Here is a 1,449-nt window from a genome sequence, read left to right as displayed (position 1 = left end):
CGGGATGGCTACGATCTTCGTGCGGTAAGCTGTTTCCGGCTTACCGGACCCTACGAGCGAGTAGGTTAAGCGCGTGTTACCAGCCGGACAAGGGGCGCACCGCCAAAAGCCTCCATTTGCTCCATTCTTTGTCACCGAACGATGACAGGGACATCGGATTCATCCTTCAGTGACCACAAACGAGACTTATTGATCTCAATTGTGACAGAGGGTCACGATCTTGCGCAGGGGCCGGTCGCGGCCAGGGTCACCGACCGCCGGCCAGGCACAGGGTGTGGCGGGCGGTCGCTCCGGCCGACGTGGCGGGGCCGGCGTCTTGCGGGCCGGCGGAGCCCGGCCGGTTTCACCTCCGCCGGCGACGGCCACGGCCCGGGAACCCGGCCGCCCCACAGAGTGGTCACGGGAGGACGTCCCGGCGTCGGCGCGAAGAGGATCTGCCATAGCGACCCCGTCATGGCGCGGAGCCGGGGCAGGGCCGGTCACCGCCGTCGGCCTGGATTTTCTCGGAGATGGGACGCAGTGCACATGCTCCGGCCTCCGGCCGCCGGGAGAGGTCCCGGCCTCCGCCATATACCGGACGTACTGCCACTGCGGGCGGCCGCACAGCAGAGCCACGCCCCGCATTCCCTGATGTTGCGGCCTCTCGTCGGGAGTCACTGGGCCCGGTGCCGGGCGGCCCCGATGGCCGCGCACCGGATTTACGCCGCTCCTTGGACCTGAGGCCGTTTCCGCACTGGTAGGGGCTGTGCCCGGGTCGGTCCCGATCAGTGGTTGCGGTGGACCGTGATGTTACCGGTGACCGCGAAGGTGGCGGAGAAGGCCGGCCTGTCGCCGACGATCAGGAAGCCGTAGCAGGCCGCGGCCGTGACGAGGAGATTGCCGCCGCCGGGCTCGTTGGCCGTCAACGTCTTGGTGTTGTTGTCGTAGGTTCCGCGCACCGTGCCGACCATCGTCGCCGTGCATGCCCCGCTGAGGTTGACGGTGACGTTGGAAATCTGCCCCTTGACCTCGTGGGTCGTCAGGTTCTCGGATGTGGCCTGGAGGTTCCAGGTCCCGACCTGGGCCACGTTGAAGGTGAGGCCGAGCGGCGCCATGCAGCCCCACCAAGCGCTGCTGGTGACCGGGGCGACCGTGTCGGGCACGTCGTTGTGACCCACTTGGGGAGCGGTGGCGTGCACAGTACCGCTGTCGAGGGGGTCAGAGGCCAGGGTGGTGCCGTTGGCGGTCACCGACGTGCAGGTCAGCGAGGCCTGGTTGCGGGGGTTGGTGAGCGTGGGGTTGGTGCTGGTGGCCGAGAAGGCGGTGCTGTTCGGGTTGATGTTCCAGGTGGCGGTGTCGGCGAAGGAGGGGGTGGCGGCCAGGCCGACCGCCGCGGTCGTGGCCGCACCGGCCACCAGAGCGTTCCGCACGAGCTTGCGCATTACCGTGTTCCCTTTCAAGAAGTCGTTC

Annotated in this window: 1 protein-coding gene; it reads right to left on the bottom strand. The window is 68.0% G+C overall.

Going from position 1 to position 1,449, the window contains the following annotated elements:
- Window positions 1–764: 764 nt before the first annotated feature.
- On the bottom strand, window positions 765–1,449 hold a 685-nt coding region (locus C4U03_RS39660; protein WP_235018416.1), incomplete at its 5' end, for a hypothetical protein.

The sequence above is a fragment of the Thermomonospora echinospora genome (assembly GCF_900108175.1).
Classification (GTDB): Bacteria; Actinomycetota; Actinomycetes; order Streptosporangiales; family Streptosporangiaceae; genus Thermomonospora; species Thermomonospora echinospora.
This window is presented reverse-complemented; position numbering and strand designations above follow the sequence as displayed.